The 17,964-nt window shown below is 59.8% G+C and carries 17 protein-coding genes; 3 read left to right on the forward strand and 14 right to left on the reverse strand.

Annotation, left to right across the window (positions count from 1 at the left end; genetic code table 11):
- Positions 1-46 precede the first annotated feature (46 nt).
- The 5 genes from AABM55_RS21090 to AABM55_RS21110 form a co-directional block, all read right to left on the reverse strand.
- Complete coding sequence (locus AABM55_RS21090) at positions 47-1,864, reverse strand: ABC transporter ATP-binding protein (protein ID WP_103315823.1); 1,818 nt, start codon at positions 1,862-1,864, stop codon at positions 47-49.
- Positions 1,857-2,459 (reverse strand): DsbA family protein, encoded by a 603-nt coding sequence (locus AABM55_RS21095; RefSeq protein WP_177474832.1) that lies wholly within the window; start codon positions 2,457-2,459, stop codon positions 1,857-1,859. Before AABM55_RS21095 ends, AABM55_RS21090 begins: the two co-directional genes overlap by 8 nt.
- A 36-nt stretch (positions 2,460-2,495) precedes the next feature.
- Complete coding sequence (locus AABM55_RS21100) at positions 2,496-3,437, reverse strand: rhodanese-related sulfurtransferase (protein ID WP_054593475.1); 942 nt, start codon at positions 3,435-3,437, stop codon at positions 2,496-2,498.
- Positions 3,438-3,707: 270 nt separating this feature from the next.
- A complete protein-coding gene (locus AABM55_RS21105; RefSeq protein WP_103315821.1) occupies positions 3,708-4,007 on the reverse strand; it encodes a BolA family transcriptional regulator in 300 nt (99 codons plus the stop codon).
- A gap of 13 nt (positions 4,008-4,020) precedes the next feature.
- Positions 4,021-4,545 (reverse strand): DUF2059 domain-containing protein, encoded by a 525-nt coding sequence (locus AABM55_RS21110; protein WP_054593477.1) that lies wholly within the window; start codon positions 4,543-4,545, stop codon positions 4,021-4,023.
- A gap of 192 nt (positions 4,546-4,737) precedes the next feature.
- On the opposite strand from AABM55_RS21110, the gene AABM55_RS21115 reads away from it, so the two are divergent.
- The gene (locus tag AABM55_RS21115; RefSeq protein WP_347927697.1) at positions 4,738-6,132 is read left to right on the forward strand and encodes a class II fumarate hydratase; all 1,395 of its coding nucleotides are present in this window, start codon (positions 4,738-4,740) and stop codon (positions 6,130-6,132) included.
- 119 nt (positions 6,133-6,251) lie between these two features.
- Here the strand turns inward: AABM55_RS21115 and AABM55_RS21120 are convergent, their stop codons facing one another.
- Positions 6,252-7,214, reverse strand: a complete 963-nt coding sequence (locus AABM55_RS21120) for a DMT family transporter (protein ID WP_103315819.1) — start codon at positions 7,212-7,214, stop codon at positions 6,252-6,254.
- Positions 7,215-7,435: 221 nt separating this feature from the next.
- Positions 7,436-8,959, reverse strand: coding sequence for a polyphosphate:AMP phosphotransferase (gene pap / locus AABM55_RS21125; protein WP_347927698.1), 1,524 nt, complete (start codon positions 8,957-8,959; stop codon positions 7,436-7,438).
- Positions 8,960-9,299: 340 nt separating this feature from the next.
- Here pap and mnmC point away from each other — a divergent pair, with 340 nt between their 5' ends.
- The gene (gene mnmC / locus AABM55_RS21130; RefSeq protein WP_347930074.1) at positions 9,300-11,279 is read left to right on the forward strand and encodes a bifunctional tRNA (5-methylaminomethyl-2-thiouridine)(34)-methyltransferase MnmD/FAD-dependent 5-carboxymethylaminomethyl-2-thiouridine(34) oxidoreductase MnmC; all 1,980 of its coding nucleotides are present in this window, start codon (positions 9,300-9,302) and stop codon (positions 11,277-11,279) included.
- 78 nt (positions 11,280-11,357) lie between these two features.
- Positions 11,358-11,585, forward strand: coding sequence for a YheU family protein (locus tag AABM55_RS21135; RefSeq protein WP_019693006.1), 228 nt, complete (start codon positions 11,358-11,360; stop codon positions 11,583-11,585).
- A gap of 37 nt (positions 11,586-11,622) precedes the next feature.
- On the opposite strand, the gene csrA is transcribed toward AABM55_RS21135, so the two are convergent.
- From csrA to AABM55_RS21170, 7 genes are all read right to left on the reverse strand, one after another.
- Complete coding sequence (csrA, locus tag AABM55_RS21140; RefSeq protein ID WP_054593482.1) at positions 11,623-11,808, reverse strand: carbon storage regulator CsrA; 186 nt, start codon at positions 11,806-11,808, stop codon at positions 11,623-11,625.
- Positions 11,809-11,949: 141 nt separating this feature from the next.
- The gene (locus AABM55_RS21145; protein ID WP_347927699.1) at positions 11,950-12,282 is read right to left on the reverse strand and encodes a YnfA family protein; all 333 of its coding nucleotides are present in this window, start codon (positions 12,280-12,282) and stop codon (positions 11,950-11,952) included.
- Positions 12,283-12,346: 64 nt separating this feature from the next.
- Positions 12,347-13,162: an SDR family oxidoreductase gene (locus tag AABM55_RS21150; protein WP_347927700.1), complete on the reverse strand. Its 816-nt coding sequence runs from the start codon at positions 13,160-13,162 to the stop codon at positions 12,347-12,349.
- A 222-nt stretch (positions 13,163-13,384) separates the two neighbouring features.
- The gene (locus tag AABM55_RS21155) at positions 13,385-15,478 is read right to left on the reverse strand and encodes an LTA synthase family protein (protein WP_347930075.1); all 2,094 of its coding nucleotides are present in this window, start codon (positions 15,476-15,478) and stop codon (positions 13,385-13,387) included.
- Between the two features lie 314 nt (positions 15,479-15,792).
- Positions 15,793-16,668, reverse strand: coding sequence for a polyamine aminopropyltransferase (speE, locus tag AABM55_RS21160; protein WP_123580367.1), 876 nt, complete (start codon positions 16,666-16,668; stop codon positions 15,793-15,795).
- A 260-nt stretch (positions 16,669-16,928) separates the two neighbouring features.
- Positions 16,929-17,120, reverse strand: a complete 192-nt coding sequence (locus tag AABM55_RS21165; protein ID WP_054593487.1) for a PLDc N-terminal domain-containing protein — start codon at positions 17,118-17,120, stop codon at positions 16,929-16,931.
- 88 nt (positions 17,121-17,208) lie between these two features.
- Positions 17,209-17,739 (reverse strand): hypothetical protein, encoded by a 531-nt coding sequence (locus AABM55_RS21170; RefSeq protein ID WP_347927701.1) that lies wholly within the window; start codon positions 17,737-17,739, stop codon positions 17,209-17,211.
- Between the last annotated feature and the right edge of the window lie 225 nt (positions 17,740-17,964).

Here is a 17,964-nt window from a genome sequence, read left to right on the forward strand (position 1 = left end):
GATGGCTGATCAATAAGTACAGAAATCCGGGCAAAACTCAAGATTGCTAATGCTGCTGCAAATGCCCATACAACTTGGCATACAGGCCACCTTCAGCAATCAGTTGCTGATGGTCGCCGTCTTCGGCAATCTGCCCGCCATCGAACACCAGCACACGATCCGCCTGTTTCACCGCCGACAACCGGTGAGCAATGATCAGTGTCGTGCGACCGCTGAGAAACCGCGCGAGCGCCTGATGGAGGTTGTATTCGGTGGCGGCGTCCAGCGCCGAAGTCGCCTCATCGAGGACCACGACCTTGGGTTCGGCCAGCACCATGCGCGCAATCGCCAGGCGCTGACGCTGCCCGCCGGACAAGCGCACACCGGAACGGCCAACGACGCTATCCAGACCTTGCGGCAGCGCCTTGACCGTTGCCTCGAGCTGGGCGATTTCCAGTGCCTGCCAACAGGCTTCGTCACTGCGTTCGCGGCCCATGGCGAGGTTGGCCCGTATGGTGTCGTTGAACAGTGCCGGGTGCTGCAACACCACGGCGACATTCTCGCGCACGGTTTCCAGGCCGATGTCCTGTTGAGTGACGCCACCAAAACGGATGCTGCCCGACTGTGGCGTATAGAGCCCCAGCAGCAACTGCACCAGCGTGCTTTTACCGCCACCACTGGCGCCGACGATGGCGACTTTTTCACCGGGTGCGATGGACAGGTTCATCTGATCCAGCACCAGCTCACCGCCATAGCCGAAACTCAAGCCTTGCACCTCGATGCCCACCGTCTCGCGCCCTTTGAACGGGTCGACGCCACCTGGGTATTGCGGCTCGTCGGCACGCGATAACAGCTCGTTGATTCGCGTCAGTGCACCGCCGGCCGCGTAATAGGCGTATTGCAAATTCAGCAACTGCTCGACCGGCCCGATCATGAACCAGAGGTAGCTGAACACCGCCAGCATCTGGCCTATGGACAGGTCGGAGAACAGCACCGTGAGCATCGCGGCGGCGCGGAAGATATCGATACCGAACTGGAACAGCAAACCGCTGGCACGGCTCGATGCGTCGCTTTTCCACTGTGAGTTGACGGCGTAGTTGCGCACTTCCTGCGCCCGCAAGCCGAGCCGTCCCAGGAAAAACCCCTGGCGATTGCCAGCGCGGATTTCCTGTATCGCATCCAGGGTCTCGGTCAGCGCCTGGGTGAACCTTGAGGTACTGTCGTTCTCAAGTTTCTTCAGGTGTTTGACCCGCTTACCCAACTGCACGGTGGCGTAGATCACCAGCGGGTTGAACAACAGGATCAGCAGCGCCAGCTTCCAGTGCATCCACACCAGAATCCCCGCCGTGCCGACCAGTGTGAGCATCGCCACCAGAAAGCGGCTGAGGGTTTCGCCGACGAATTTGTCGACCGTGTCCAGGTCCGTGACCAGATGCGTGGTCACCGTGCCGCTGCCCAGGCTTTCGTATTCGCCAAGGGAAATACGCTTGAGTCGCTCGATCAGCCGTACGCGGATACGGTAAACGATGTCCTTGGCCAGACTTGCAAACAGACGCGCCTGCAAGACGTTGAACATCAATGCGCCGCAACGCAGGGTCAAGGTCACCAGCAACATCAAACCGATGTAACCGGCAGCACGTTGCCAGCCGGCGGGCAGCGCGTGGTTCATGACTTTCAGTGCGGCGTCGCCATGCCCCAGCAGCACTTCGTCCACCAGCAATGGCAACAGTAAAGGGATTGGCACACTGCACAGGGTTGCCAATACGGCGACGCCGTTGGCGATCCACAAGGATTTTTTATGCTGAAGTGCCAGTCGACGGATTTCCGCCCAACTCAGCCGATCGACCCGCTTGGGTTGCGGTGCATCATCGGGTTGCTCATACACAGGCTGCGCGCTCCAGCCAACGGCCGAGCAACGGTGCCAGTTCGCTGAGCGGTTGATAACCATTGGTCAACAGCGCCAATTGACCGTTGCGCTCGGCGAGCAAGGTCGGGAAGCCGGCGATGCCCAGATCCTGAACCCAGGTGAAGTCTGCCGCCGTCGCCGCGTGCTGATCGGCACGGTCGAACGCTGCCGCGAACTCGATACGCGGCAAGCCGGCTTGTTCGGCCAACTCCACCAACACGCTGGCGCGGGTGACGTCACGACCCTCGGTATAAAAAGCCTGCTGGATGAGTTTGAGCAGTTTCCAGGCGCAATCCGGTGCCAGGCTGCGCGCCGTCACCAGCGCACGGCAGGCAGGTTCGGTGTCGTAGACAAAACCGTCGGGCAGCGCGCCTTCGAACTTGAACGGCTGGCCGGTGGCTTCGGCGACCGCCTGCCAGTGTTCGAGAATGTAGCGCCGCGTGGTGGGTTCCAGTGCTGCACCACTGCCGGTGCGCAAACCGCCGACGACCAAATGCACATCGACGCCCGCAGCCTGCGCCTGCTTGACCAGGGCCTCGGCCACCGGAGCGAAGCCCCAGCACCAGGAGCACATCGGATCCATTACATAGAGCAGGCGCGCGGACATGGTTCAGGCCTCGGTGTTGGATTGCTTGTAGTTGTAACCGATCGGGTGCGGCTGATTACGGGCCTTGGCCAGTTCGATCTGTTTCTGCCGGTCGATCGCACTGCGACGGGTCTTCTCACTCAGCTTATCCCAGCAATGCGGGCAGCTGATGCCAGCGACATAGTGCTCGGATGCACGGTCTTCCACACTCACTGGCGTACGACAGGCATGACATTGATCGTAGTCGCCTTCGCTCAGGTCGTGGCGAACGGTGACGCGGTTATCGAACACAAAGCAGTCGCCCTGCCATTTGGTTTCTTCCTGCGGCACCTCTTCGAGGTACTTGAGGATTCCGCCCTTGAGGTGGAAGACTTCATCGAAGCCCTGGCTGAGCATGTAGCTCGAAGCCTTTTCACAGCGAATGCCGCCGGTGCAGAACATCGCGACTTTCTTGTGCTTGGCCGGGTCGAAGTTGGCTTTGATGTAGTCGGGAAATTCGCGAAAACTGGTGGTCTTCGGATCGATCGCGCCTTCGAAGGTGCCGATCGACACTTCGTAGTCGTTGCGGGTATCGATCAGCAGCACTTCAGGGTCGCTGATCAACGCGTTCCAGTTCTGCGGATCAACGTAGGTGCCGACCTTCTTGTTCGGGTCAACGCCTTCAACACCCAGGGTGACGATCTCTTTCTTGAGTTTGACCTTGGTGCGGTAGAACGGCTGCTCGTCGCAGTACGACTCTTTGTGATCGATGTCGTCCATGCGCGGATCGTTCTTGAGCCAGGCCATCAGCCCGTCGATGCCTTCGCGGCTACCGGAAACCGTGCCGTTGATGCCTTCTTCGGCAATCAGCAAGGTGCCTTTGATGCCGTTGTCGACCATTGCCTGCAACAGTGGCTCGCGCAAGGCGACGTAATCTTCAAGGGTGACGAACTTATACAGTGCCGCCACGACAATCTGTTGTGTCATGGGTGATTCTCCAGGTGGCTACCCGCGCAAGGGGTGAACCGGATGCGAAAAAAAACGCGCCGGCTAAGCGGCGCGTTGCGGATTCTAACAAAAACACTGTGGTTTTAGGACTGTGGTGTTTCACCTGTGGCGAGGGAGCTTGCTCCCGCTGGACCGCGAAGCGGTCGTAATCCGGCAATCGCGTTCCATCTGAATACTCGCGGCGGTTGATATTAGGGTCGCTTCGCAACCCAGCGGGAGCAAGCTCCCTCGCCACAACAGCCCTCAGAATCAGTGCTTGCTACCGCCAGCACAGGTCGGCGAGGCAGGTGCCGCGCCGGTCTTTGCCCATTCCTCAGGCGTATAGGTATGCAGCGCCAACGCATGGAATTCACCCATCAGGTCACCCAACGTGGCGTAGACCTTCTGGTGACGCTTGACGCTGTTGAGCCCGGCAAATTGCTCGCTGACCACCACGGCCTTGAAGTGGGTTTGCAGCCCGCGGCTGTGCATATGACTTTCGTCCAGCACCTCCAGATGTGCAGGTTGCAACGCGTTCAGTGCCGATTCAATACGTTGTTGCATGGTCATTGCGGGGCTCCGCTCAAGGCTTTTTCTTGGCGGGAGCAGCGGCGTCTTTCGGCGTCAGCTCGGCAGTCATGTCAGCCAGCAGCTTGTTGACCACAGGCACTGCGCTTTCCAGCTTGGCTTGAGTCATCTGGGCCGATTGCTGAGTCAACTGAGGCATTTTTTCCAGGACTTTCTTGCCCAGTGGCGACTGGTAGAACGCGACCAGGTCCTTGAGCTCGGATTCGCTGAAGTTGGTGGTGTAGAGCTTGACCATGTCCGGCTTCAGTTTGTTCCAGCCAATGGCTTGGTCCAGAGCGGCGTTGGCCTTGGCCTGGTAGGTTTCCAGCAAGGCTTTTTTCGATTCCGGCGCTTTGGTTTGTTCAAAGCGCTGGGCGAACATTTGCTGCACTTGCATGTACACCGGTGTGCCCAGTTTGTCAGCATGCGCCAGGGTCAGGAAAGCTTCGGCACTGGCGTTGTGGCTGGCGGTATCGGCGAAAACCTGGCCGCTGGCACAGACCAGAGCAACCGCGGTACAGATGGCACGAAGACGAGTCATCGAGTTTCCTTTTCTAGCAGGCGAGGTAAAACCCCAAGGGGGGCCATTCTGCGCCTAAAAAACTCATGCGCTCAACCCCTCCCCCTTGCCAGGCCTGATTTTCAGGACCGAACGGTTAAAAAAACGACTGATGGAACCCCAAGCGTCATTCACGACCTAAACTTCGCTATCAGACCTACAGGAATGTAACCGATGAGCCGTATCGAAACCGACAGCCTTGGCCCAGTGGAAGTCCCGGATGAAGCCTACTGGGGCGCTCAGACGCAGCGCTCGCTGATTAACTTTGCCATTGGCAATGAACGCATGCCGCTGGCCGTACTGCACGCCTTGGCCCTGATCAAGAAAGCCGCGGCACGGGTCAATAGTCGCAATGGCGATCTGCCAGCCGACATCGCCCGGCTGATCGAGCAGGCCGCCGACGAAGTGCTCGACGGCCAGCATGACGACCAGTTTCCGCTGGTGGTCTGGCAGACCGGCAGTGGCACCCAAAGCAACATGAACGTCAACGAAGTGATCGCCGGCCGCGCCAACGAACTGGCCGGCAACCCTCGTGGCGGCAAGGCTCCGGTGCACCCCAACGACCACGTCAATCGCTCGCAAAGCTCCAACGACAGCTTCCCCACCGCCATGCATATCGCCACGGTGCAGGCCGTACAACAGCAGCTGTTGCCGGCCATCGCTGAACTCTCCGCTGGGCTGGCCGAGCAGGCCGCACGGCACATGAAACTGGTGAAGACCGGTCGCACGCACATGATGGATGCCACACCGATCACCTTCGGCCAGGAGCTTTCAGCGTTCATCGCCCAGCTCGATTACGCCGAACGTGCGATCCGCAGCGCCTTGCCGGCCGTCTGCGAGTTGGCTCAGGGCGGTACTGCGGTGGGGACCGGCCTCAACTCGCCGCATGGCTTTGGCGAAGCGATTGCCTCCGAGTTGGCCGCGCTCTCCGGCCTGCCGTTTATCACCGCGCCGAACAAGTTTGCCGCACTGGCCGGGCACGAACCGTTGACCACCTTGTCTGGCGCGCTGAAAACCCTCGCCGTGACCCTGATGAAAATCGCCAACGACTTGCGCTTGCTGGGCTCCGGACCACGGGCGGGTTTCGCCGAGGTCAAGCTGCCCGCCAACGAGCCCGGCAGTTCGATCATGCCTGGCAAGGTCAACCCGACTCAGTGCGAAGCATTGTCGATGCTCGCCTGCCAGGTACTGGGCAACGACGTGGCGATTGGCTTCGCCGCCAGCCAGGGCCACCTGCAGTTGAACGTGTTCAAGCCGGTGATCATTCACAACCTGCTGCAATCGATCCGCTTGCTCGGTGATGGCTGCAGTAACTTCCAGCAGCATTGCATTGCAGGCCTTGAGCCGGATAACGAGCAAATGGCCGCTCACCTGGAACGCGGCTTGATGCTGGTGACGGCGCTGAACCCGCACATCGGCTACGACAAATCCGCCGAGATTGCCAAGAAAGCCTATGCCGAAGGGCTGACCCTGCGCGAGGCGGCGTTGCAGCTTGGTTATCTGACGGATGAGCAGTTCGATGCGTGGGTGCGGCCGGAGAACATGCTGGAGGCCGGGAAGCAGGGTTGAATCAGTCAGTTATCTAGCGTCTGACGGTCAGTCATCGCGAGCAAGCTCTGCTCCTACAGAAGAGAAGCTCGCATCTCCTCTGCAGGCGTAAAGCTTGCTCGCGATGAACGATAACGCGGTTACCGGCTGACCGCGGCCCGCATCCGCCGGGCCTTGAGCCCGGCGATCAGCGATGGCCCCAACGCGACCAGTGCCGACCCCAGCACCACCAGCACCGCACCGCCATACGCCAGACTGTTGATCTGTTCGGCCTGTACATAATCGGGCCATAACCAGGCGGCCAGCGCCACGGCCGCGAAGGTCACCAACGGTGTGATGGCGAGCGTCGCACTGACCCTCGACGCCTCCCAATGGGCCAGCGCTTCGGCAAAAGCGCCGTAAGCGATCAGCGTGTTCAGGCAGCACCCAAGCAGCAACCAGCCTTGCAGCGGGCTCAGTTGCAAAGCTTCCAATGGATGTACCCACGGCGTCAGCAACAAGGCGCAAAACAGGTAGATCACCATCATCACCTGCAACGAATTCCACGCCGTCAGCAATTGTTTCTGGCCCAGCGCATAGAAGGTCCAGACGGTTGACGCCGCCAGTACCAGCAACACGCCTGCGGTGTAATCACTCAACGATGTCAGCAACTCGCTGAGCCGCTGATTGAAAAACAACCCGAACCCCAACAACAGCACCAGCAGGCCAATCCCCTGCCCCACGCTGAAACGTTCCTTGAACACAAACAGGCTGGCGATCAGCAACAGGATCGGCCCCATCTGCACGACCAGTTGCGCAGTACCCGGGCTCAACAGGTTCAGGCCCATCAGGTACAACACGTAATTGCCCACCAGCCCGAGTACCGCCATCAGCACCAGCCAGCCACCTTTAGGCCCGAGCGCCCGTCGGCTCGGCAGACGCTTGGTCGCCGCCAGATAAAGGAACAGCAAGCTGCCGGATACAATCAGCCGAAACCAGGTCACCGTGACCGGGTCCATCACCAGCAATACCTGCTTGAGTTTGATCGGCAGGATTCCCCACAAAAACGCGGTCAGCAAGGCGAGGAACAGACCATAAACCCAGCGACCGGACGAAATGTGCATGGAAACCCCAAAAGGCTGACGGCGAGAAAAGCCATTCTAGGCTGCCGGCGAGGCATCACACACGGACAGTTGGCGACAAGCCGTAAATGAGACTGTATCGGTCGCACCGAGAAGTTGACGTTTACCGTTGATCAGTTAACCACGCGTGCCCATGACATCGCCCCTGCCAGCTCCCGGCCGACCGCGACAATCATCCACCCCGCGTATGCAAACCCATCGGGCTACTTCTTGTCCTTCTTCAGCTTCTTCTGGTCCTTGTCGGATTTCTCGAAGGCCTCTTCCAGCGCGCGGTTGAGGGTGCGCAGTACTTTGACCCGGGCCCAGCGCTTGTCGTTGGCTTCCACCAGGGTCCAGGGCGAAACCTCGGTACTGGTGCGGTCGACCATATCGCCGACAGCCGTCCGGTAGTCGTCCCACTTCTCGCGGTTGCGCCAGTCGTCTTCGGTGATCTTGAAGCGCTTGAAGGGGATTGCTTCGCGCTCCTGGAAACGCTCCAGCTGGGTCTGTTTGTCGATGGCCAGCCAGAACTTCACGACGATCACCCCGGAGGCGCTGATCTGCTCTTCGAAGTCGTTGATTTCGCCATAGGCGCGCAGCCAGTCGGCCTGGCTGCAAAAGCCCTCGACGCGTTCCACCAGCACCCGGCCATACCAGGAACGGTCGAAGACAGTAAATTTTCCCCGCGCCGGGATCTGGCGCCAGAAACGCCACAAATACGGCTGGGCGCGCTCGTCCTCGGTCGGCGCGGCAATCGGCACGATGCTGTACTGGCGCGGGTCGAGTGCGGCGGCCACACGACGAATCGCCCCGCCCTTGCCCGCGGCGTCATTACCCTCGAATACCGCGATCAGTGCGTGTCGGCGCATGCGTTTGTCACGCATCAGGCCGGATAACCGTGCCTGTTCGGTAATCAGTTGCTCCTCGTAATCGTCCTTTTCCAGCCGCTGGCTCATGTCCAGACTACCGAGCAAACTCAAGTGATCGACACTGGCCGACAGCGGCGCAGCGCTGACTTTGTCCGGGTTGATCCTGGGGCGCTTGAGGGCATTTTGCAGACCGTCGAGCAGGATCTTGCCCACGGTCAGACTGCGGTAATGGGCATCCACACCTTCGATCACATGCCAGGGTGCGTAGTCGCGGCTGGTGCGGCGAATCACCCGCTCACCATACTGCACGAACTTGTCGTAGGTTTTCGATTGCTGCCAGTCCAGCGGGCTGATGCGCCAGCTGTGCAACGGGTCGTCCTGCAAGGACTTGAGGCGCGCTTTCATTTGTTGCTTGGACAGGTGAAACCAGAATTTGAAGATCACTGCGCCTTCATCGCAGAGCATTTTCTCCAGGCGCTCGGTCTGGTTGATCGCCTGGTCCAGCACCGCATCCTTGAACAAACCATGGACCCGCCCTTGCAGCATCTGGCTGTACCAGTTGCCGAAAAACACCCCCATTCGCCCCTTGGCCGGGAGCATTCGCCAATAGCGCCAGGCCGGTGGTCGCGCCAGCTCTTCATCGGTTTGCTGATCGAAGGTGCGGACCTCAATCAGTCGCGGGTCCATCCACTCATTGAGCAACTTGACCGTCTCGCCCTTGCCTGCACCTTCAATCCCGTTGATCAGCACGATCACCGGAAATCGCGCCTGCTGCTGGAGGTCGAACTGGGCTTCAAGCAAAGCCTCACGCAACGCCGGCACTTCAGCATCGTAGGTTTCTTTATCAATCACATGACCGATTTCAGCAGATTCGAACATGAGCGACTCCCTTCCAAGATTGTCCAAGACTAGCGGATTGAGCAGGTGCTTAGCAGAGAAATTCCCTGTGGCGAGGGCGCTTGCTCCCGCCGGCCGGTCCGCGCTCGGGCGAAGCAGTCGCGAATCAGGATGACGCGTTCTGTCCGATAAACCGCGCGCGCCGGTTTTGGGTCGGCTTCGCCGTCCAGCGGGAGCAAGCTCCCTCGCCACAAAAAACGAACCCGACCGGGACTTTCGTTGAGCCAGCATCCCAGAACGTTGCCATGGATCAATCGCTTGTGTCGCGATCGGCTAGAATGGCCACCTAGCCTCGCTTGAGCCGACCATGAACCCTGAAACACTGCCGAACCCCGTACCGCATGCCCAGCTCGACTGGGACGACCAAGGTCGCCCGCGCTCGCGGGTGTTTGACGACGTGTATTTCTCCGACCAGTCGGGCCTTGATGAAACCCGTTACGTGTTCATCGAGCAAAACCGCCTGAGCGAACGTTTTGCCGAACTGCCGGCCGGAGAAAGGTTGGTGATTGGCGAGACCGGTTTCGGTACCGGGCTGAATTTTCTCTGCGCCTGGCAATTGTTCGAGCAACAGGCTGTGGCTGGTGCACGGCTGCATTTCATCAGCGTCGAAAAGTACCCGCTGAGCCCGGCAGATATGCAACGGGCCCTGACACTCTGGCCCGACCTCAAACCGTTTGCCGATCAGTTGTTGGCGCAGTACGTCGCCATCCACCAGGGCTTTCAGCGACTGGTGCTGGACAATGGCCGCGTAACCCTGACGCTGTTGATCGGTGACGTGCTGGAACAACTGCCACAGCTGGACGCGCAGATCGACGCGTGGTTTCTCGACGGCTTCGCTCCAGCGAAAAACCCCGACATGTGGACCGCTGAACTGTTTGCCGAATTGGCGCGTCTGTCGGCACCCGGTTCGACCATCAGCACCTTCACCAGCACCGGCTGGGTCCGCCGCCTGCTCAATGCGGCGGGTTTCAAAATGCGCCGCACGCCAGGCATCGGACACAAATGGGAAATCCTGCGGGGTGAGTTCGTCGGCTGGCCGCAGGAAACACCGGCCCCGGCAACCGCCAAACCCTGGTTTGCTCGCCCGAATCAGCTGAGCGGCGAACGTCGTGCGCTGGTGATCGGCGCCGGTCTGGCCGGTTGCGCCAGCGCCGCCAGCCTCGCCGCGCGCGGTTGGCAGGTCAGCCTGCTGGAACGGCATGCCGACCTGGCCCAAGAAGCCTCCGGCAACCCGCAAGGCGTGCTGTACCTGAAACTCTCGGCCCACGGCACCGCACTTTCGCAATTGATCGTCAGCGGTTTCGGGCACACCCGGCGCTTGCTTGAACACTTGCAACGTGGCGTCGATTGGGACGATTGCGGCGTGCTGCAACTGGCATTCAATGCCAAGGAAGCCGAGCGTCAGGCGCAACTGGCGGCGGCCTTCCCCGCCGATCTGTTGCACCTGCTGGACCAGCCGCACGCGCAGGCCCAGGCCGGAATCGAACTGGCCCATGGCGGGCTGTTCTATCCAGAGGGTGGTTGGGTTCATCCGCCGGCCCTGTGCCAATGGCAAGCATCGCCCCCCAATGTCCAACTGCTGACGCACCGCGATGTACTGGAACTGCGCAAGGTCGATGATCAGTGGCAAGCCTGGGACGGCGAGACCCTGCTCGCCAGCGCGCCCGTGGTGGTACTGGCCGGCGCGGCGGAAATCAAACGCTTCGCGCACAGTGCCGAGCTGCCGCTCAAACGCATTCGCGGGCAAATCACCCGCTTGGCGCAAACTGCTGAGAGCCAGTGCCTGGCGACGGTGGTTTGCGCTGAAGGTTACGTCGCACCCGCACGCTTGGGTGAACACACCCTGGGCGCCAGCTTCGATTTCAAGAGCGACGACCTGACTCCAACCACCGCCGAACACCTCGGTAACCTGGAACTGCTGGAAGAGATATCCAGCGATCTGGTCACCCGTCTGCACGCCAGACAGCTGGACCCGGAACAGCTACAAGGTCGCGCCGCGTTCCGTTGCACCAGCCCCGACTACCTGCCGATCGTCGGCCCATTGGCTGACAGCCAGACGTTCGCCCAAGCCTACGCCGCACTGGGCAAAGACGCTCGGCAGGTGCCAGACATAGCGTGTCCATGGCTCGACGGGTTGTACGTCAACAGCGGGCACGGTTCACGCGGATTGATCACTGCACCGCTGTCCGGCGAATTGCTGGCAGCGTGGCTGGACAACGAACCGTTGCCCCTGCCGCGAAGCGTCGCCGAGGCCTGTCATCCGAATCGGTTTGCCTTGCGCAAGCTGATTCGCGGTTCGTGATGATGGGATCAAGGCGGACAGACTGGTCCTGCGGCGTGAAGCGCCGTAGGATCGCCGGATTGATGATCCGAGGTGCCTATGCTGATTCCCCACGACCAACTTGAAGTCGACACCCTGACCCGCCTGATCGAAGACTTCGTCACCCGTGACGGTACCGACAATGGCGACGAAACCCCGCTGGAAACCCGCGTGTTGCGGGTGCGCCATGCGTTGAGCAAAGGTCAGGCGCTGATCGTGTTCGACCCTGAAAGCCAGCAATGTCAGCTGATGCTCAAGCACGACGTGCCCAAGCACCTGTTTGACTGAGCACCCGTTTGGCCGGGCAGCTATTTGTTCGAGTACTTCAGCCGCGTTTGCCGTGTACCTGTTTGGCCTGAATGCGCTCGTAGACTTCAGCACGATGCACATTGATGTTTTGCGGGGCTTCGATACCGAAGCGGACATTGCCTCCGTTCACGGCGAGGATACGCACAGAGATGTTGTCGCCAATGGAGATCATTTCGCCCACAACGCGGCTGAGTACGAGCATGGCTCTAGTCCTTGAGATTACCGGGCCTTGAAGATGACCGGCTGAGGCCGGGTCTACAATGCAACAGCGGCAAAACAGTCCCCCCCTACGCGGCAAAACGACTCCTCTTACAGACTTCCCTTTCACGGCAACATCAATGACTCAAGGTGTCGTGAAGCGTGGGCCAAACAGAATGATGCTCGCGCCTAGTACGCACAGTGCAACGCCCAGCCAGTCCGAGCCCAGCGGTCGAATCCGCTCGACCACGCCGAGCCAGCCGATGGACGCAATAATGTAAATGCCGCCGTAGGCTGCATAAGCACGGCCCGCGTAGGTCGATTCGACTTTGGTCAGCACAATGGCGAACAGCGTCAGGCTGAGCAGCGCCGGCACGACCCACCAGATGCTTTTGCCCTGCCGCAACCACATCCAGAAAGCGAAACAGCCGGCGATTTCGAACAGCGCCGCAAGGAAAAACCACAGGTAATTGAGCATGCACACATCTCGTCAGGGCGGCCAGAAGCGGCAACCCTAACGACGCAGCCCGCTACTCGCAAGCTCAGCTGGCGCTTTGCCTGGCCTTGGCGCGCATCTTGTCGGCCATCACGGTCATCTCGTTGTAGAGCAACTGCGGATTCTTCTGTTTGAGTGCCCAGGCCGTACGGCCCTGCTCATGAGGCAGAATCATGAACTCGCCTACGGCAACATGCTGGTAGATGTAGTCAGCGATATCGCTGGCGGTAATCGGCGAGCTTTCCAGCAACTTGCCGACCTGGGCTTTCATGGCCGGGGTCGGGCCACGGAAGGAGTCCAGCAGGTTGGTCTGGAAGAACGACGGGCAGACCACATGCACAGTGATTTCCTGCTGTGCCAGTTCAATCAGCAGGCTCTCGGACAGCGCCACGACACCGGCCTTGGCCACGTTGTAGTTGCTCATGGCAGGCCCCTGCATCAACGCAGCCATCGAGGCGATGTTGATGATCTTGCCTTTACTCTTTTCCAGCAGCGGCAGGAACGCCTTGCAGCCTTTGACCACGCCCATCAGGTTAATCGCAATCTGCCAATCCCAGTCTTCCAGCGACAGCTCACTGAAGAAACCGCCCGAGGCCACGCCGGCGTTGTTGACGATCACATCGATGCCGCCCAGCTTCTCTTCACAGGCTTGGGCGAAGGCGGTCAGCTGGCTGTAGTCGCGCACATCGCAACGCTGAATGAAACCGTCACCACCCGTCTCACGGACCTGTTTCAGGGTTTCTTTCAAGCCTGGCTCGCTGACATCGGACAAGGCCAACTGCCAGCCTTCTCGAGCCCAGCGCAGAGCGATTTCGCGACCCAGGCCGGACCCGGCACCAGTGATCATCATGCGATTTTGCATAGGGAGTTGCCTTGATGTTCCGGGGGAAGATGCTCGCAGTGTAGCGAAGGATTTTCCTACACCCATGACCATCAGATTGCTGAATACCCCAGGCAAACCATAGCGGTTGCATGGCACGGAAACGCGCCGAGCCGACCGGGTTGTCGGCAGGGTTCAACCGCCCGCCGACAGATTCGGCAGACGAAAAAAAAGGCCCTCGCGGGCCTCTTTTTTATTGACGGTTTACTTGGTCTGCATGCTTTCGGTCACACCGGCGGTGTTATCCAGCAAGCTCTTGGTCGCGGTTTGCAGGAACGCTTCCAGCTTGAGCTTCAGCTCAGCGGTACGCGGTGCATTCGGGATGATTTCGGCATGCGGGTTGGCACCCAGTTGGTACTGGTACATCTTCGGATCCATTTCCTTTTCCTTCGGCAGAATCAGGATCTGGTCAGCCGTGACGATGGCCGTGGTCTGTTCAGTACCCGATGGCTTGATCACGCCAAAACCGGTGTCGCCTTGCGGCAGGTTGAGCAGGTCTCGTCCCCAGCACTGTTGACGCACTTCGCCACCGAGGCGGCCCATGATGGTCGGCACGATGTCGATCTGAGTGCCCACTGTGTGGTCACGCTGACCGAATTTTTCCTGGATGCCCGGTGCAATCATCAGCATCGGCACGTTGAAGCGGCCCAGGTCCATTTCGGTGATTTGACGCTCGTTGCCGAAACCATGGTCGCCCACGATGACAAACAGGGTTTCCTTGAAGTACGGCTCTTTACGGGCCTTTTCAAAGAACTGCCCCAACGCCCAGTCGGCGTAACGCATGGCCGTCAAATGCTCGTTCAGGCTGCCACGATCAGTGACTTTTTCGACCGGCAATGGCGTCGGCAAGGCATAGGGAGTGTGGTTGGACAGGGTTTGCAGCAGCGCGTAGAACGGCTTGCCTTCGCGCGCCTTGAGTTCCTGCAGGCCACGGTCGAACATGTCCTGGTCGGACACGCCCCACGTCGGGTCGGAGAACACCGGGTTGACGTAGTCGTTACGCCCGATGAAGTTGGTCATGCCCTGGTTGCTGAAGAAGCCCGACTGGTTGTCCCAGGCAAAATCACCGTTGTAGACGTACACATCGTCGTAGTTACGGGCGCTGAGCAACTGTGGCAGGCCGGACAGCATGTGGCTGCCTTCCGGGGTCTGCATCAGGTATTCGAAACCTGGCAGGTTCGGGAAGCAGGCCATGGTGGCGAACATACCCTGGTGGGTATGAGTGCCGTTGGAGAAGAAGCGGTCGAACAACAGGCCTTCTTTCGACAATTTATCGAGGTTGGGCGTGATGTTGCCCGGCGCGCCCAAGGCACCGACCGAGTGACCGGCCATGCTTTCCATCAGGATCACAACGACGTTCTTGATCGGCAGCGTCTTGTCGGCCGGTGGCGTGTAATCGCGGCGTACCGCAGCGATACCGGCATCAACCAGCTTATCGTCCGGCATCACCAGCATATCGCGGACAATTTTCTGGGCCACGGACTGTTCCATCGTCGGCTTCCAGATGTTGTCGCGCTCTTCGGACATGCGGCTCTTTGCAGCAGCAACCAATTGCAACGTGCCGTTCAGGCCCAACTGGTTGGCGAAGTTCGACTCGGTGGTGTAAACGTCACCCCAACGCAGCGGCGGACCTTGACGCAACGTGCCACGGGCAGCCACGACGCAGATCAACAGGCACACCACGAATACCGCGATGCGCGCGTACCACGGGGCTACCTGACGGGTGCTGATGGCGCCACCGCTGAACGGGCCGCGTGGGCGGGTTGCACGGTCGGCGCCCTTGAACGCCAGGCTCAGCAACCAGGTGCCAACGGCCCAGGCCAACAGATAACGGACGACCGGGAAGCCATACCAGAGCATGCTCATGACGGTTTTCGGGTCTTCCTTCACATACTGGAAGACCAGGCCGTTGAGGCGCTGGTGGAACTCACGGTAGAAGTCCATTTCCATCAGGCCGAGGAACAGCGCGATGCTCGAGGCAATGGTCAGCCAGCACCGGAACAGACCACGGGCAGCCATCGCCCGGACACTGAACAGGGACAGCAATAGTGGAATGCTGAGGTAGACCACCAGGCGCAGGTCAAAACGCAAGCCATTGGCGAACGCTTCGAGGAAGGTCGAGGCGGGTGTGTCGAGGATCATCTCCCGGTTGTACACCAGCAGCGCAACGCGCAGCAGGGAGAGCATTGCCATCATGACCACGGCACAGAGCAGTGTGTACGCCAGATGCGATTTGACGGTCGGTTGCAGCAAGCGATTCGAAGCTCGCTGCTGACTAAGGGCGTCCGGGTTAGCCATGTCGTTTATAGGACTCATTGGAAGTTGAAGTTTCAAAGATGTTGCGGCGCCCTGCCCTCCGTTGCGATTACTTGCAGGAAGTGGCCGGGAGCGTGCGCGATGCGCAAATGTTGCACGATCACTCGCGGCATTACCATTCATTACTGGCAAACACCCCCCCAAAGCCTGGCTTCCAGGGCTCTGGAACAAGGGTCACAGGGGGTTGAGCGTTAAATCGGCGTGGGTGAATTGTCTTGGAGTGTTTGTGAAAATTTCGTGCAACGTATATCTGGAAACACAAAAAGGGCCTCTCGGCCCTTTTCGGTCAGCCCGGCTTAATCATTACTCGGCTTGTTCACCGCTTGCAGCACGTACTGCGGAAGAGCGAATGCGCCAATATGGATTTCCGGATTGTAGTAGCGGGTGATGATGCCGCTGCCGGCAAAACGCTGACTCAGGGTTTCGCGCGACAGCTTGCGGTACGCCGTGTTGGTCGCGCCCCAGGCAAACGTCATGGCACCGCCGATGTAAGTCGGCACCGCAGCCTGATAGAAGTGCCAGTCCGGGAACAGACTGCGCAAGCGCCCGGCGGTGGTTTTCACTTCTTCGATCTGCATGAACGGCGTGCCGTTCTGGGTCACCAGAATACCGCCTTCATTCAGGCAGCGGCGGCAGGCCTGGTAGAAGTTCTCCGAGAACAGCACTTCACCCGGACCGATCGGGTCGGTGGAGTCAGAGATGATCACGTCGAATTTTTCCTGGGTGGTGGCGACGAAACGCATGCCATCGTCGATCACCAGGTTCAGGCGTGGATCATCGAACGCACCTTTGGAGTGATTCGGCAGGAATTCCTTGCACATGTCGACCACGGTGCCGTCGATTTCGACCATGGTGATGTGTTCGACACTGCGGTGCTTGGCCACTTCACGCAGCATGCCGCCGTCGCCACCGCCGATGATCAATACGCGCTTGGCGGAGCCGTGAGCCAGGATCGGCACGTGAGTGAGCATCTCGTGGTAGATGAACTCGTCGGCTTCGGTGGTCTGGATCACACCGTCGAGCGCCATGACCCGGCCCATGCGCGGGTTCTCGAAAATCACCAGGTGCTGGTGCTCGGTGCGCACTTCGTGCAGCAGTTTTTCCATGCGAAAACGCTGGCCGTAGCCTTCGTAGAGGGTTTCCAGGTACTCGCTTGTCTTGGTGGTGCTCATGGGAAGTCCCCCGGTGAATGCTGGTGGCAACGGACGGTTACCCGCCCATGATGGACAATCGCAGGCGCTGGGCAGGCGATTGTCCACGGAAAGGCGCGCATTCTACGTCGCCGAACATGACAGGTCGAACCTCACGTTACGGCTGGCCATACTTCGGCGTAGGAGCAAGGCTTGCCCGCGATGCAGACTCCGCGTTTTTCAGCCAAACCGCGTTATGTTCATCGCGGGCAAGCCTTGCTTACAGGGTCATGGTGTGGGGGTTAGAACCGTACGTTGCCCCGGGGGCCCGCAATTGCCCAAATAACCAGGCCCAGCACCGGAAGCAGGAGAATCAGCAGCACCCAGATGATTTTCATCCCGGTTTCTGCACCGCTTTTAAGCACGTTGATGATCGCCCAGATATCCAGCGCGAGGATGATCAGGCCAACCAGGCCATTGAAGGTGGAACCCATGGTGTCGCTCCCAGGAGAAGAATTTCCCCCTTAGGATAGTCGGGCCTGACAAGGGCTCCGATTTATTACGGTTGGCGCCGTAATGGCCTTAAACGTGGATCGCCACTTTCAGCGCTTCCAGCGACGGTGCCGCGGCAATCCCGATGTGCGCACACAACTCCAGCACCCGTGGGACATCGTTGCCATAGACCAGCACGACCTGAATCTCGTCATCGAGCAGCTGGCTGAAGTTCATCAGCGTGTAGCCGCCGTTTTCCGGGTTCATGCTGCCCATCTGGATCTGGATGCGGTTGAGTGCAGTCAACGCTTCGGTCTTGGCCAGTTGCTTGGGCTTGATGTTGAACGTCACGCCCGGGCCGAAAGACGCAACGATCTGCTCAAACAGGTCCATGTAGGTGTCGGCCTGGAACAGCACGGTTTCCGGCAGGCTGCCGACTACCACCCATTCACCCAGCGGGATCGGGAAAGTGTCGTCGTAGTTGATGTCCGGGTTGGCCGCCAGAAACGCCTCGGGATCGGCATAGGCCTGGGCGGCTTCATCGGCGATCTGCACAATTTCCGCCTCGCTCATGCAGCCGGAGCTGATTTTGCTGATGAGTTCGATGAGTGCGGCTTTCATGGGCAGATCCTGTAGCGAGGGAAATTTGAGGGCGCGAAGGATAGCGCATTCGCGAATGGATACCGAGCCCGAGGTCAAGCGCGAACCTGTGGCGAGGGAGCTTGCTCCCGCCGGCCGGTCCGCGCTCGGGCGAAGCAGTCGTAATCAGAAACACTCGGAGTATCAGATACAACCGGGGTTCAGGATTCAGGGCCGCTTCGCGCCCCAGCGGGAGCAAGCTCCCTC

This window comes from Pseudomonas helvetica (genome assembly GCF_039908645.1).
Taxonomy (GTDB): domain Bacteria; phylum Pseudomonadota; class Gammaproteobacteria; order Pseudomonadales; family Pseudomonadaceae; genus Aquipseudomonas; species Aquipseudomonas helvetica.

Coding starts and splice junctions, on each gene's coding strand:
- AABM55_RS21095 (WP_177474832.1), bottom strand. CDS start 2,459: ATGTGCTCCTGGTGCTGGGGCTTCGCTCCGGTGGCCGAGGCCCTGGTC.
- AABM55_RS21100 (WP_054593475.1), bottom strand. CDS start 3,437: ATGACACAACAGATTGTCGTGGCGGCACTGTATAAGTTCGTCACCCTT.
- AABM55_RS21105 (WP_103315821.1), bottom strand. CDS start 4,007: ATGACCATGCAACAACGTATTGAATCGGCACTGAACGCGTTGCAACCT.
- AABM55_RS21110 (WP_054593477.1), bottom strand. CDS start 4,545: ATGACTCGTCTTCGTGCCATCTGTACCGCGGTTGCTCTGGTCTGTGCC.
- AABM55_RS21115 (WP_347927697.1), top strand. CDS start 4,738: ATGAGCCGTATCGAAACCGACAGCCTTGGCCCAGTGGAAGTCCCGGAT.
- AABM55_RS21120 (WP_103315819.1), bottom strand. CDS start 7,214: ATGCACATTTCGTCCGGTCGCTGGGTTTATGGTCTGTTCCTCGCCTTG.
- pap (WP_347927698.1), bottom strand. CDS start 8,959: ATGTTCGAATCTGCTGAAATCGGTCATGTGATTGATAAAGAAACCTAC.
- AABM55_RS21135 (WP_019693006.1), top strand. CDS start 11,358: ATGCTGATTCCCCACGACCAACTTGAAGTCGACACCCTGACCCGCCTG.
- csrA (WP_054593482.1), bottom strand. CDS start 11,808: ATGCTCGTACTCAGCCGCGTTGTGGGCGAAATGATCTCCATTGGCGAC.
- AABM55_RS21145 (WP_347927699.1), bottom strand. CDS start 12,282: ATGCTCAATTACCTGTGGTTTTTCCTTGCGGCGCTGTTCGAAATCGCC.
- AABM55_RS21150 (WP_347927700.1), bottom strand. CDS start 13,162: ATGCAAAATCGCATGATGATCACTGGTGCCGGGTCCGGCCTGGGTCGC.
- AABM55_RS21155 (WP_347930075.1), bottom strand. CDS start 15,478: ATGGCTAACCCGGACGCCCTTAGTCAGCAGCGAGCTTCGAATCGCTTG.
- speE (WP_123580367.1), bottom strand. CDS start 16,668: ATGAGCACCACCAAGACAAGCGAGTACCTGGAAACCCTCTACGAAGGC.
- AABM55_RS21165 (WP_054593487.1), bottom strand. CDS start 17,120: ATGGGTTCCACCTTCAATGGCCTGGTTGGCCTGATCATCCTCGCGCTG.
- AABM55_RS21170 (WP_347927701.1), bottom strand. CDS start 17,739: ATGAAAGCCGCACTCATCGAACTCATCAGCAAAATCAGCTCCGGCTGC.